The organism is Flavipsychrobacter sp. (genome assembly GCA_041392855.1).
GTDB lineage: Bacteria > Bacteroidota > Bacteroidia > Chitinophagales > Chitinophagaceae > UBA5543.
In genome coordinates this window covers 74,211-88,365 of record JAWKLD010000002.1, presented here as the reverse complement: position 1 = coordinate 88,365, position 14,155 = coordinate 74,211, and the positions used below count along the sequence as shown (strand labels likewise).

Here is a 14,155-nt window from a genome sequence, read left to right as displayed (position 1 = left end):
TGTTTACGCAAACTTATTGTACTAGCCTACCATATAGTTGCAGAGCTTGTATAGTGCACGCGCCCCTACAATACTATCTATGGTGTCCATGCCATGATTGCCAGCCGATACTTCATTTAGGTCAAAACCTACAAGTTCCTTGCCCGATTGATGTATTTGCTTGATCAGGTAAAATACCTCTTGCAACTCAAAACCACCCGGTACCGGCGTGCCCGTGTTGGGACAAAGCTTAGGGTCTAAGCCGTCAATATCAAAACTGATATATACTTTCTGCGGAAGTTCGCTAACGATCTTCTTGCAAATTTGTTGCCATGTACTCCCTTCGTATTGTTGTTCTTTTATGTCCTTATCAAAGAAGGTTGCAATACGGTTAGGGTTTTGTTGAATAATGACCAATTCATCATCGCAATAGTCACGTATACCTACCTGTACAAGCTTATTTACCTGAGGCACTTCTTCCAGTACATTATACATTATAGAGGCGTGAGAATATTTAAAGCCTTCGTAGGCTACGCGCAAGTCGGCATGAGCATCTATTTGCAATACCCCAAAGTTTTCGTGCATCTCTCCAAGTGCTTTGATAAAGCCAAGAGGAGTGCTATGGTCGCCACCTATTAGCCCTACTTTTTTCCCTTTTTTAAGTTGTGCTAATGTTTGCTCTTTTACCCAGTCGCATAGCTCATAGCTAGCCTTGTTGATCTCTTCAAGCTTACAGTTGAGGTGCTCATTTTTAGTTACGTCACCGCCCTCTTCCAAATGAGAGATGATCAACTGTGCGCATTGGCGTAGATAGTCGCTTTCTTTGCGTACTTGTTTGTCTATAGGTAGCATACAAAAGCCTTTCTTCCAGGCATTGGTAGTGTCGGGGTCGTATAGGTCTATTTGTAAAGAGGCATCTAAAATATGTTCAGGCCCTCTGGCAGTACCGTCTCTATAAGATGTAGTTACCTCCCAAGGAACGGGTAGTAATATCAGTTCTGCATTCTCTTCGGTAAAAGGAAGTCCGAAAAGGTTGTCGTTCTTAACACCTACAGAGTTGGGGTCGAAATTAGAAAGGTCTGCCATAGCCATATTTTTTCTCGGGCGGCAAAGTTAGTGGTTATATAGCTGAAAAAGCATATTTCTGTATGATAATCTGTTCAGATCATAATTAACTCCTAATTATCAGTATATAAGCTATCATTAATAGGGAATATGGTCGTTTAGCCGTAAATTTGTGAACCCTTACCATAGTATCGTATTAGATCAATTAATTTAAGTATTCGGTAATGAAAAAGACGCACATTGTATTATTGCTTTTGGTAGTAGCAGCAGTAGCTGTAATAGTGAGCATGTTTGGAGACTTTAGCACTTATGAGACTTTTGCCTCAGCAGCTAAAGAACAGGGAAAGCAATATCATGTAATGGGAGAGTTGGTAAAGGATAAGGATATGGTATATGATCCGATCAAAGACCCTAACCATTTTGAGTTTTATGTTGTAGATAAGTCGGGAGCGGAGAATAAAGTAGTATTCAGCGGAGCAAAACCTACTGATATTGAAAAGTCGGAGCAGATAGTAATGACAGGATATATGAATGAGGGTACATTCCATTGTTCAAAAATTCAGATGAAATGCCCGTCTAAATATGAGAACGACCAAATAGCGGTGGCTAATAACTAGGATAGCCATTGTTTACTAACTAAGTATAAACAGTTAATCAATTGGATACTCAATACATCGGTGAACATCTTGGACCTGGGCAACTGGGTCATTTTTTTGTGATCACTTCATTTGTGGCAGCGTTGTTTAGTTCGTTTGCCTACTTCCGCTCTGCTCAGACCGAGCACGATGCGAGCAATAGTAAAATATGGTTGCTGCTGGGCAGAAATGCTTTCGTGATACATGCAGCTATGGTAGCTGGTATTTTCATTACGTTGTTTTATCTTATTACCAATCACTATTTTGAATACCACTATGTTTGGGATCACTCCGATCTAAGCCTCTCCCCCAAGTACCTCTTATCTTGTTTCTGGGAAGGGCAGCAGGGTAGTTTCTTATTATGGTCTATATGGCACTGTGTGCTGGGGCTGATAGTGATGGCCACAGCAAAAGGCTTAGAGAGTCGCACTATGAGTATTATAGCTTTGGTGCAGGTACTGCTGGCCACGATGCTATTGGGCTTCCATTTTTCTCCCGAGTTCAATATAGGTAGTTCTCCATTCATCTTGCTAAGAGATAAAATGCAAGGAGCGCCAATATTTGAAATGCCTAACTACTTGGAGCGCATTCAAGATGGTAATGGATTGAATATATTATTACAGAACTACTGGATGGTGATACATCCTCCGGTATTATTCTTAGGTTTTGCCTCTACACTTATTCCGTTTGCATATACCATTGCAGCCTTATGGAAAGGAGAGTATAACTCTTGGGTGAGAGAAACACGCATCTGGTCTTTATTTTCTGGTGCTATATTAGGTACAGGTATTATGATGGGTGGCGCTTGGGCTTACGAGTCGCTCACCTTTGGCGGCTATTGGGCATGGGACCCTGTAGAAAATGCCTCTCTAGTGCCTTGGCTTACATTGATAGCCGCCTTGCACACACTCATTATTTATAAAGCAACGGGTAGGTCGTTTATTCTAACTACCGTATTATTTGGTGTTACTTATTTATTGATATGGTATTCTACTTTCCTGACTCGTACAGGTGTACTGGGTGAGACTTCGGTACACGCATTTACAGGGGAAGGGCAGTCGCTTTATTGGCACTTGCTAATTGTGATAGGTGTTTTGTTAGCCATTACAGTTGGGCTGCTTATCAAACGCTGGAAAGGGCTGCCTAGAGTGAAGAATGAAGAGCAGCTAAGCTCGCGTGAGTTCTGGATGTTTGTAGGGTCTATTATTTTATTCTTGTCGGCTTTACACATTATATTGGCTACATCTATGCCTGTTTGGGCGCCGCTTTATGAAACATTTACGGGTAAAAAACCTGCGAACTTTTTAGATCCTGTACAATATTATAATAGTGTACAAGTGTGGGTGGCTATTATAATAGCAATACTATCGGCCACTACTTTATATCTTAAGTTCAAGAAAAGCGACGGTAAAAAGGCTTGGAAGAAAATAGGTATAACGGGTGTGATAGGTTTGTTGTTGGCTTTTGTCATTGGGTTCACGCAAAAGATAGACGCGCCACAATATGCTTTATTGTTATTTGCTACCAGTTTCTCATTAGTGGCCAACCTGTACTATGCTATAGCCATACAGAAAAGTAAGATAAAGAAACTAGGTGCGGCATTAACACACTTCGGCTTTGCGCTGTCTCTATTGGGGATACTATTGTCTTCTTATAATAAAGAGGTGATATCTCTGAATACATTAGGTGTTGTTTTCAACTTTGGTGGTACACAGGCGGAGAACATGGAAGAGAGTAGGGAGAATGTATTGCTCTACAAAGATGTGCCTGTTGTGATGGGCGACTATACGGTAACTTATCTAGGCGATTCGATCCCTGAAAATGATGCAAGAACCTTCTTTAAAGTAAACTATGTGAAGACGGACGATGCAGGTAAGGTAGTAGAAGAGTTCATGCTTTACCCGAATGCTTTTGTCAATGCCAAAGGTATGGATCAGGGCAGTCTTAGTGCCAACCCCGCGTCTAAGCACTATTTGTCTAAAGATATATTTACCTATGTGAACTCTTATTTGGCAGGCGATGCTGTAGCAGCAGACAAAGACTATAAGAGCCATATCATGAAGAAGGGAGATACAGTATATCTGAACAACGGGTATATGGTATTTGGAGGGTTTGACAGAAGAGTGAACAACCCTAACTATGTAGAAGAGAACGGAGATATAGCTGTAGAGGGCATCTTGAATGTGTATGACTTGGAAGGACAGATAGATACACTGTCTCCTGTGTTTATATTACGCAATCAGAAGTTCATCACTCATGTAGCCGATACGATGGAAAGTATGAAGCTGCATACTTATATAGCTAAAGTAATACCCGAGCAGGAAGCTGCTGAAGTAATGGTGCATGAAGACAAAGCTGCGAAGGAGTATATAGTACTCAAGGCATTGCTCTTCCCTTACATCAATGTGTTATGGGTAGGTATTATAGTTATGGTACTGGGTTTCTTGCTTAGTATGTGGAATAGAATGACGAAGAAAGAAAAGGTGAAGAAGTAACTGGAGTTTATAAACTGAATATAGTTAATGGTCTAATGGCAATCTGCTGTTAGACCATTTTAGTATTGATAAGAGATACTTTACGTCTATTGTCTTTTATTTCTTTGCTCGTCCAAAGAAATGCAAAGGACGCCAAAATTTTAAGCTCCGAAATTTTGGAAGTCGCTATACTCAACGACGGGAAGTCGGCGCTGCCAGCGCTTTATTTATTCTATTAGTGCTACGTGAAGAGAACTGTTATCATACAAAAAAGAGCCTGCATAAGCAGGCTCTAAATAAATATGGTTGGTTGTAATTATCTATTCCAGATAGATGGAACACCAGCGTTCACACCAAAGTCATTAACCTGACCTGTAACAGTATCACGAACAGTATATCTCAACGTTAGTTCACCATGCTTAGGATAGTAAGACTCCCATTTCAATACGCCTGTGCCTTCTACTTTAAAATGCTCTACAAATGTATTGATGAACATACTATCACCTCTTACTGTAGCTGCAACAGGTTGGCTTTTATCATTAAATCTGTTGTAGAAGTTTCTGATGTTTAATGTAGTTGGCGTAAGACCATAATCTATTGATAATGGGTACTCTGCCGGCATGGTTGAAGTTCCTTTCTCAAAAACGGTCCATGTACCTACATATTTGTCTCTAGTAACTATCTCACAATGTATACCCTCATATCCAGACGGACATGCGCAATCTCCATCTTTACATACACCTCCGTATGCGCAAGCGATTGCCTTACAAGGATCATCGTTACACGCTGTGAAGGTAACAGTAGTGAATGATGCAATAGCGCCAAGCGCTGCTAGTACTAAGGTTTTGAAGCGGCCTTTCATTAGCTCATTATTATTTTTAACGAAGCTTAAAGATAAATGAAACAATTAGAAAATGCAATAGGAGTAAGAAAAACTGAAAAACCCTTAAATAAACACGCTTTGGGCGCAGTTTCTATGAGATTAAAAAAGGATTAGAACTTATACTGAAACAGCTTAGTTGCCTTCTACTTCCTTTTTATACTCCCTTATACCTCTGAAGATGGCATCAACTATTTCGTTCTGCCCTTTTACGGAATTCATATAGGTCTCTTCCTCGGGGTTGTTTACAAACCCGATCTCTACCAATACACCTGGCATGGCACTACCAGCCAGTACTTCCAGTCCTTGTTGCTTCACACCATAATCGCCTCTTCCTTGTGCTATAAAGTTGTTTTGGATCTTGGTAGCTACAGAAACACTTCTGTTCAAAAAAGCTTGTGTGTATTGAGAGATGATAATTGCTGTTTGAGGATCGTCTGGGTTCAATAGTCCCGGCTCGTCTACCACATTGTCGCCATACTCGCCTATAGCATCTTCCTTTTGGGAGCTGCGATGTAGTCCTAATACAAGACACATAGTACCTGCAGCATTAGTATTCCTATTCCTATTATATACAGTCCTGTATCGTGGTCTTCTGTAGGTTTTGCCGTCTTTCCCTTTTATGGTTCTGTAGCCTGCTCTAACCCTTGTTTTAGTACCTGCAGTAGAGTTGATGTGTATGGATACAAAAAGGTCGGCGCCTGCTTTATTGGCAATTTCGTGGCGGGTAACCAATGAAGGGTATACATCGGTAGTACGGGTATAGATCACTTCAACATCTTTCATGTTTTCCGCGATCATCTTTCCCAGTTTCATCGTAACGGCCAAAGCAAGGTCTTTCTCGTTGGAGAAATTACCTCTGGCACCGCCGTCTTGACCTCCATGTCCCGCATCCAATACAATTTTAGTCACCTTTTTACCGTTAGCAAAAAGTAGTTGTGGAGAGATGCAACAGGAAAGTATTATAAGCAGCAGTTTTATTCGCATATTGGTCTTACTGTTAAACTTGAAATGTAAACATATTAAACGGTAGGTATCACAATAACAATTGCTATTTTTGTTCCCGCAAATGAGCCTACTCGGTATAATTTACTCAAAGGTACGAAGCATTCATGGCGTTTTCTTGTGCATGATAGTGTTTTTTGTGTTTATATTAACAGGTAATACACATGCACAATCGAAGGATAGTACCGCCATTACTAACATTGTTCGCAATGATAGTACCCGTTTGTTGGCTATAGATAGTAATGCTTTAGCGCTGGACAGCTTGGCGGCAGATACCACGGCAAAGGATACGCTAGCCAGTACTAATAAGATCCAGGCTTTGGAAAAGCGATTAGGTATCAAGCTATCTCCCGATGCACTACCTTCAGTAGTATCGTCAGAGGCGGCAGACTCTGCCGTGTTGGATATGGGTAATAATGAGTTTTATCTATATGGAAACGCCAAAGTAAAACACGAAGACCTAGAGCTCAACGCAGGTAAGATCATGTATAACCAGTCGGCCAATTTGGTGACTGCGGCCCCCTTGTCCGATACATCGGTAAAGATGAAAGACCGCCCGTCTTTTACGCAGGGCAGTGAGAAGTTTACATACGATTCGCTGAAGTATAATTTTAAAAGTAAAAAGGCAATTGTGCTCAATGCACGCTCACAGTACGGGCAAGGCTTTGTGGTGAGTGGGCAGGTGAAGCGTAACCCTGACCAGTCTATATATGGGTTAGGTAATATATATACAACATGCTCTTTGGATACCCCTCACTTTGGTATCAGAGCTAGAAAGATAAAAGTGATACCGAATAAGGTAGTGGCATCAGGAGCCGCTAATATCACGATCGAGCAAGTGCCTACACCATTCTATTTGCCCTTTGGCTTGTTCCCTATAGCGCAGGGGCAGCGTTCTGGCTTTATACTACCTACTTATACATTAGACGATAGGATAGGATTGGGGTTAATAGGTGGAGGTTATTATTTCAAGTTGAGTGATTATGCTGATTTGAAGTTGATGACCAACCTTTACTCTAAAGGTAGCTGGATGGTGAGTGGGTTAACAGGGTATCGAAAAAAGTATAAATACAATGGCTCGCTATTATTTTCTTATGCCATTAATAAAACGGGAGAGTCTTACGAGCCTACAGCTCAGCAAACCAAAGATTTTCAACTGCAATGGCAGCATGCGAGCGACCCTAAGTCGAGACCAGGGACTAGCTTTAACGCAGCAGTAAATGCAGGGTCTTCTACCTTCAACCAAAACAACTCTTACGATGCGAATCTAATATTACAGAATCAGTTCAACTCGAATATTACCTATTCCAAGCAGTTTATAGGTAAGCCTTATTCCTTAAGTGTAGGTGCAAGACATAGCCAAAATACAGGGTCTGGGTTGGTGCAGGTAACACTGCCAACAGTGGCGTTTTATGTCTCGCAGTTCAATCCTTTTCAGGGCAAGAATAGTGTAGGTACTAAATGGTATGAGAAGATAACAACAGAGTATCGCTTTACGGGCGAAAACCAACTCTCTTTTTATGACAGTACCTTTAGCTTCGACAATTTAGCGTTTGAAGACTTTAATAATGGAATGAAGCATGAGATACCTATCAATGCTACATACAACTTGTTCCGTTTTGTCAACCTGACAATGGGTACTAAGTATACAGAGTATTGGCTAACCAAACAAAGCTTCAGATATTATAATAATGCAGCGGAAGGAGTGGATACGATCAAGAACAATGGTTTTTTCACGGCAAGAGACTTTAATGCTTCCATAGGCGTTAATACACGTATCTATGGTATGAAGAAATTTAAGAAAGGATCATTAAGAGGTATAAGACATGTGTTGGTGCCAAGTGTTAACTATACTTACACTCCCGATTTTGCAAATGCTCCTTTCCGTTATGGCTACCAAACAATCATAAATCCTGCAGCTCCACCTACTTATTTATCTCCTTACGAAGGCTCGGTGGTTGGTACACCAGGGTTTAATCAGTTTGGTAAGTTTAGCAGTGCCATAAATTTTGGGTTGAACAATAACCTACAGATAAAAGTAAGGACAAAGGATAGTACAGGTACTAAGAATGTAACCTTGATAGATAATTTCACCATTAGCAGTAGTTATGATATCGCTAGAGATTCCTTCAACTGGAATAATATAGGTGTTGTCTTTTCTACCAACCTGTTGAACTTTATTAATATTAATGCCAACGCAATATTCGACCCATATGTATTTAGCTATGCAGAGGGTAGAAGGATAAATAAAACAATGGTAGGTAATGGTACAGGTATTGCGCGTTTTAGTAATGCGAGTGTTAGCTTATCTACACAGTTAAATGGTAAGCCTACGGAGAGTCGTAGCAATATGCCTGCGGCTAACTCGCCAGAATATCAGCGACTAATGGCTTATGGTGGGTATAACGATTATGCAGATTTTACCATTCCTTGGAACTTGTCTTTTAACTACTCGCTACAGTTGAGCAATACCTATCAAGCAGCATCAAAAAAGGATTCTATACAAATATCTACCCACTATTTGGGGGTAGCTGGTGAGATCACTGTTACGGAAAGGTGGAAGTTGATCGTATCAACAGGGTATAACTTTAATGATAAGAAGCTTCAGATGACAAATATTCGTATACTTAGAGATCTGCATTGCTGGCAGATGGAGTTAGCGACAGTGCCTTTTGGTCCAAGGAAGTTTTACAACTTTACTTTGGGGGTAAAAGCGCAGGTATTGCAAGACCTCAAGTTGCTCAGAAGGCGCAACTATAATGAGTTTGTCAATTGATTTAGCAGTATTTTTCTTGAGGGCATATTATTATTATGGTATACACGCTCATTTCACTATTTTTGTGTCACTTTATTTATTTATAATTAAACGCTTTTATGGCTATAGTTGATTTAGTTATGCCCAAGATGGGTGAAAGTATAATGGAAGCTACTGTGTTGAAATGGCACAAGCAACCAGGAGACAGTGTAAGCTTGGACGAGACTGTATTAGAAATTGCTACAGATAAAGTAGATAGTGAGGTGCCTTCTACTGCTGAGGGTACGATCACAGAGATATTATTTAATGAAGATGATGTTGTACCTGTAGGTACTGTCATTGCTAAAATAGATACTGCAGGGGATGCCGTGGCTACACCGCCACCTGCTGCCGAAGCACCAGCTCCACAGCCGGCCCCAGCACCTGCACCTACCCCTGCGCCACAACCTGCACCTGCTGCAGCTTCTGTTGCGACTGATGTAGCTGCTAGTACGGGTAATGTAAATCGTTTCTACTCACCACTTGTGCTGAATATTGCTGCTAAAGAAGGTATTAGCATGACAGAGTTGGAAAACATTCCTGGTACAGGTAATGAAGGTCGTGTAACCAAGAAAGATATTTTAGGCTATGTTGCTAATAGAGGGGCCGGCGCAAGCGCTGCTCCGCAACCTGCACCCGCAGCAGCACCTACCCCTGCTCCACAGCCAACACCAGCACCACAGCCTACAGCGGCTCCGGTAGCGAAAGCAGCAGCACCTACTCCTGCTCCAGCGCCATCTTCTTATGGTAATAATGTAGAGGTAATAGAGATGGATCGTATGCGTAAGCTGATCGCTAACCATATGGTGAACAGTAAGCACACATCTCCACACGTTACTAGCTTTACAGAGGCTGATGTGACCAATATTGTTGAGTGGAGAAATAAGGTGAAAGGGGAATTCAGTAAGAAGTATGGTGAGAAGATCACATTCACGCCTATATTTATTGAAGCTATTGTGAACTGTATTCGTCAGTTCCCTATGATAAATGCTAGCCTTGATGGTAATAATATCTTGGTGAAGAAAGATATTAATATAGGTATGGCAGCAGCATTGCCAAGTGGTAATTTGATCGTGCCTGTAATTAAAAATGCAGATAGTAAAAACTTATTAGGGTTGGCTAGAGACGTGAACCATTTAGCACATGCAGCTCGTGGTAACAAGTTGAAAGCTGACGATACGCAAGATGGTACATTTACGTTAACTAACGTAGGTACTTTTGGTAGCTTAATGGGCACGCCTATCATCAACCAACCTCAAGTAGCCATACTTGCAGTAGGTAGTATTAAGAAACGCCCTGTAGTGTTGGAGACAGAACATGGTGATGTAATAGCTATCCGTCATATGATGTACTTGAGTATGAGTTACGATCATAGAATCGTAGATGGTTCTCTAGGTGCTAGTTTCTTAACTGCCGTGGCTAATGAGCTAGAGGCATTCGACCCAAGTAGAGGTGTCTAAATAGTTAAACACAAATTGTTATAAATAAAAGCCCCGCATATGCAGGGCTTTTATTATTTGAAGATGTTATAAAGTAGTATTGATAGACTATTCCTCTTCTTCAACAACGGCAGCGTTTTTACATAATCTGTATATAAACAAGAATCCTGTAAGCCCAGCTACAAGAGAAGCTCCAAGGATGCCTACTTTAGCGATCACTTGTATTTCCGGCAGTTTGTAAGCCAGTGTAGCCATAAAGATAGACATGGTAAACCCTATACCTGCTATCATGCCCATGCCAATCAGTTGGTACCAGTTCATCCCTTTAGGTAGTGCGGCAATTTTGAACTTAACAGCCAGCCAGCTAAATAAGAAAATACCTATCGGCTTGCCCGCTACCAATCCTGTAAATACACCCCAATGAACTATAGACGCGTAGATAGGGGCAAAGTCTGAAGGGAATACAATAGTAGTATTGGCTAAGGCAAATAATGGAAGTATTATAAAGTTAACAGGGTCGTGTAGAGAGTGGATCAGGTCTTCAATTTTGTGTAGCGGAATAGTGAAGGCTAATAGTACCCCAGCTATAGTAGCATGTACACCCGAATTGAAGAAGAAATACCATAAGAAGATTCCGAAGATGAAGTAAATATAATAACGCTTCATCTTAAGGATATTGAGCAGGCTTAGAACAAACAGTAAACCTCCTGCCATGAATAGGTAAGTCCAGTTGATGGTCTCAGCATAGAAGATAGCGATGGTAACAATGCCTCCTAGATCGTCAATAATGGCCAGTGCCATTAAGAAAACCCTAAGTGAAAAAGGTGTTCGTTTGCCAAGCATTGATAGGACACCTAAAGAGAAAGCGATATCTGTAGCCATTGGTATACCCCAGCCTCTGCTGAGAGGGCTGCCCCACGTCCATGCTAAAAATATCAATGCAGGAATGGTCATACCACCAACAGCACCAATAACGGGTAGCGCCGATTTTTTTATACTGGCTAACTCTCCTACGAGGAGTTCTCTTTTTATTTCTAACCCAACCAGAAAAAAGAAGACGGCCATCAAAGCATCATTAATAATATGGATGATGCTATGCGGTAAATGTACGCGTGGAGATGTTGCATGTATTAGCTCTGAATTCCAGAAGCCGATATACTCTTCGCTCCATGGGCTATTGCTTAATATTAAAGAGATGATAGTACAAGCTATTAGTGTAATACCTACAGCTCTACTGTCGTGTATAAACTCCTTGATAGGAGAGACAATTCTATCCTTTATATAGGTAGCCGGAGAAGACATCTTTGCCATTCGTCAAAAATAAACAATAACTGGCAACATCTCTGAGTTAAAACGTTAACGTTCTTTTATAGTACAAAACCTGTTTTCTCTTTTTTTATAGTCTAATTTTAAGAAGCAGTTCTTAGAAGGAATGGCTTTAGGTTATAACGGATTTGTAAACTAATTGATATGGTTAAATTGGCAATAATATATCAATAGCAATTATTGCTTTTTTTAACTATTGTTGTCTTTGAAATGCTTGCGGGGATAGCAATGTATTGGTTTTCAATGGTTGACTTATTTGTCGAAAAAAATACAGGTAAAGGTGCTCGAAAAATAATTGTCCAATCTGTAATCGTTATCACATAAACAATAGGCTTTTGATTTTTTTTTTCAACCAATTGTTAGCAATTTCGTCTTCCTGCTAAAGTGAAAGTACAACAAACAAAATTTCGAAAAAAGTGCGGCAAGGTATTGCACTAACACAAGCATAAAAGGGTATAGTAGAATAAATGATAATACCTAAAAAATGAAGTTACTTTTTTAGGATAAAGAATTTGTTACCCTACGATTACCTAATTGTTAAAATAATGGTTTAACTTGAAGATTGAGTTGCCCGATATGGATAACAACATTTACAACGATTCTGACAATAACTTACAAAAAGATGCTGAAGCTGTTTGGAACAGCTGCCTAAGTGTAATAAAGGACAATGTCAATTGGAGAACATACCAAACATGGTTCGAGCCTATTACCGCAGCTGCATTGAATAGTAGTGTACTTACGTTACAAGTACCTAGCCAGTTTTTTTATGAGTGGTTAGAAGAGCACTACGTAGAGTTGTTAGGTAAGACGATAAAGAGAGTATTAGGAAAGGAAGGTCGTTTGGAGTATCGCATATTGATGGAAGGGAATAAGACAAAGAAAAACCCTGCGTCTATTAATATGCCAGGTAGCACCAGAAGGATGCCGCCAAAAGATAGCAACTATGTGGATATGCCATTGAAATGGGATGACCCTCATAATATAAAAACACCTTATGCTATTCCGGGTTTGAAGCGTATGCAGATAGACCCTCAGTTGAATAGCAACTACACCTTCGAAAATTATGTAGAAGGTGACTGTAATCGTGTTGCTCGTTCGGCAGGTTTACATGTTGCCCAGAAACCAGGCGCAACCGCATTCAATCCATTAGTAGTTTTTGGCGGTGTAGGTTGGGGTAAAACTCACTTGGTGCAAGCAATAGGTAATGAAGTAAGAAGACTGCATCCTACAAGAACTGTTTTGTATGTAAGTGCAGAGAAGTTCATTAATCAGTTTATAGATCACTCTAAGAATAATGAGGTCAACGATTTTATCAACTTCTACCAATTGATAGATGTTTTGATTGTTGACGATATTCATTTGTTTGTTCCGGCAACTAAGACACAAGATGTTTTCTTTGCCATCTTCAACCACCTACATCAAAGCGGTAAGCAGATTATTTTAACCAGTGATACGCCTCCAAAAGACTTGGAAGGAATGCAAGAACGTTTATTGAGTCGTTTCCGTTGGGGTTTGAATGCAGATATTCAACCACCAGAGTTTGAAACTCGCCAGCGTATTTTGGATATCAAGATGAGACGTGAAGGTTTGGAGATGCCGGAAGAAGTGGTGAAATATGTTGCTTATAATGTACAAAGCAATGTAAGAGAGTTGGAAGGTGCCATGATTGCATTGTTCGCACAGGCTACGCTGAACAAGAAAGAAATAGACTTGGAGTTGGCGAAGCGTATGATGAAGAATTTCGTGAAGACTTCGGCACGTGAGCTAACTATTGAGAATATTCAAAAAATGGTGTGCGAATACTTTAGCTTGCCTTATGATAAGCTATTGGTCAAAACTCGTAAGCGTGAAGTGGTACAAGCAAGACAGATCACTATGTACTTGGCGAAGAAATTCACTAAGAGTTCTTTAAAGAATATCGGAGAACACTTTGGCGGGTTTGACCACACAACAGTGATACACTCTTGTCAAACAGTGGAAAACTTAATGGATACTGATACCGAATACAAAGAGAATATACTAGAGCTACAGCAAAAAGTGCAGTTAGCGAGTATTTAAGATATTATTACGATAGTTACAAAAAGCCTCTGAATTTTCAGAGGCTTTTGTATTTGTAAGGAGCTTAAGGTATAATTGTAAGAGTATCATTGTTATTGTAACTTTGCCTAAAATTTATACTTATGAAATTTAGAATATTAGCATTTGGGCTATTAGTAGCTTTTGCATCATGTAATAACGAAGCATCTACTGAAAATGAAACAACTGCAACCGAAGAAGCGGTAACAGAGGAAACTTCTGCTGTGGCTGCAAATGTAGATCCTGTTTGTGGTATGACACATGATAGTTCTTGGGAAGAATATAGTGTTACTGATGGAGATACTACATGGTTTTGTAGCAGTACTTGCAAGGCTGCATTTGAAGGTAACCCTGCAAAATACCAAAAGCAAGAAGAGCATGATGGCCACGAAGGACATGAGGAGCATGACGAACATGCAGGTCATAACCACTAGATAACATCTATGATATTTATAAAAGCCCTAACATGAGTTAGGGCTTTT

The 14,155-nt window shown here is 40.3% G+C and carries 10 protein-coding genes; 6 read left to right on the top strand and 4 right to left on the bottom strand.

Annotated features, from left to right (window positions below; genetic code table 11):
• Positions 1 to 21 precede the first annotated feature (21 nt).
• Positions 22 to 1,065: an agmatinase family protein gene (locus R2800_14050; GenBank protein ID MEZ5018176.1), complete on the bottom strand. Its 1,044-nt coding sequence runs from the start codon at positions 1,063 to 1,065 to the stop codon at positions 22 to 24.
• 203 nt (positions 1,066 to 1,268) lie between these two features.
• On the opposite strand from R2800_14050, the gene R2800_14045 reads away from it, so the two are divergent.
• Both R2800_14045 and ccsA read left to right on the top strand, forming a co-directional pair.
• The gene (locus R2800_14045) at positions 1,269 to 1,661 is read left to right on the top strand and encodes a cytochrome c maturation protein CcmE (GenBank protein ID MEZ5018175.1); all 393 of its coding nucleotides are present in this window, start codon (positions 1,269 to 1,271) and stop codon (positions 1,659 to 1,661) included.
• Between the two features lie 41 nt (positions 1,662 to 1,702).
• Positions 1,703 to 4,174, top strand: coding sequence for a cytochrome c biogenesis protein CcsA (gene ccsA / locus R2800_14040; GenBank protein ID MEZ5018174.1), 2,472 nt, complete (start codon positions 1,703 to 1,705; stop codon positions 4,172 to 4,174).
• A 295-nt stretch (positions 4,175 to 4,469) separates the two neighbouring features.
• Here the strand turns inward: ccsA and R2800_14035 are convergent, their stop codons facing one another.
• Positions 4,470 to 5,015: a calcium-binding EGF-like domain-containing protein gene (locus R2800_14035; GenBank protein MEZ5018173.1), complete on the bottom strand. Its 546-nt coding sequence runs from the start codon at positions 5,013 to 5,015 to the stop codon at positions 4,470 to 4,472.
• A gap of 153 nt (positions 5,016 to 5,168) precedes the next feature.
• A complete protein-coding gene (locus tag R2800_14030) occupies positions 5,169 to 6,020 on the bottom strand; it encodes an N-acetylmuramoyl-L-alanine amidase (protein MEZ5018172.1) in 852 nt (283 codons plus the stop codon).
• A 157-nt stretch (positions 6,021 to 6,177) separates the two neighbouring features.
• Between R2800_14030 and R2800_14025 the strand changes: the two genes are divergently transcribed.
• Together R2800_14025 and R2800_14020 are read left to right on the top strand one after the other, a co-directional pair.
• Positions 6,178 to 8,814, top strand: a complete 2,637-nt coding sequence (locus R2800_14025) for a putative LPS assembly protein LptD (GenBank protein MEZ5018171.1) — start codon at positions 6,178 to 6,180, stop codon at positions 8,812 to 8,814.
• A 98-nt stretch (positions 8,815 to 8,912) separates the two neighbouring features.
• Positions 8,913 to 10,292, top strand: coding sequence for a dihydrolipoamide acetyltransferase family protein (locus R2800_14020; GenBank protein MEZ5018170.1), 1,380 nt, complete (start codon positions 8,913 to 8,915; stop codon positions 10,290 to 10,292).
• Between the two features lie 87 nt (positions 10,293 to 10,379).
• Here the strand turns inward: R2800_14020 and nhaA are convergent, their stop codons facing one another.
• Positions 10,380 to 11,582: a Na+/H+ antiporter NhaA gene (gene nhaA / locus R2800_14015; protein MEZ5018169.1), complete on the bottom strand. Its 1,203-nt coding sequence runs from the start codon at positions 11,580 to 11,582 to the stop codon at positions 10,380 to 10,382.
• Between the two features lie 591 nt (positions 11,583 to 12,173).
• Here nhaA and dnaA point away from each other — a divergent pair.
• A complete protein-coding gene (gene dnaA, locus R2800_14010) occupies positions 12,174 to 13,655 on the top strand; it encodes a chromosomal replication initiator protein DnaA (protein MEZ5018168.1) in 1,482 nt (493 codons plus the stop codon).
• Positions 13,656 to 13,777: 122 nt separating this feature from the next.
• Complete coding sequence (locus tag R2800_14005; GenBank protein ID MEZ5018167.1) at positions 13,778 to 14,107, top strand: YHS domain-containing protein; 330 nt, start codon at positions 13,778 to 13,780, stop codon at positions 14,105 to 14,107.
• Positions 14,108 to 14,155: the final 48 nt, after the last annotated feature.

What these genes read in the sequence shown, in the direction of transcription:
- R2800_14030 (MEZ5018172.1), bottom strand. Translation starts at nt 6,020, where the DNA reads ATGCGAATAAAACTGCTGCTTATAATACTTTCCTGTTGCATCTCTCCA.
- R2800_14035 (MEZ5018173.1), bottom strand. Translation starts at nt 5,015, where the DNA reads ATGAAAGGCCGCTTCAAAACCTTAGTACTAGCAGCGCTTGGCGCTATT.
- R2800_14045 (MEZ5018175.1), top strand. Translation starts at nt 1,269, where the DNA reads ATGAAAAAGACGCACATTGTATTATTGCTTTTGGTAGTAGCAGCAGTA.
- dnaA (MEZ5018168.1), top strand. Translation starts at nt 12,174, where the DNA reads ATGGATAACAACATTTACAACGATTCTGACAATAACTTACAAAAAGAT.
- R2800_14020 (MEZ5018170.1), top strand. Translation starts at nt 8,913, where the DNA reads ATGGCTATAGTTGATTTAGTTATGCCCAAGATGGGTGAAAGTATAATG.
- nhaA (MEZ5018169.1), bottom strand. Translation starts at nt 11,582, where the DNA reads ATGGCAAAGATGTCTTCTCCGGCTACCTATATAAAGGATAGAATTGTC.
- R2800_14050 (MEZ5018176.1), bottom strand. Translation starts at nt 1,065, where the DNA reads ATGGCAGACCTTTCTAATTTCGACCCCAACTCTGTAGGTGTTAAGAAC.
- R2800_14005 (MEZ5018167.1), top strand. Translation starts at nt 13,778, where the DNA reads ATGAAATTTAGAATATTAGCATTTGGGCTATTAGTAGCTTTTGCATCA.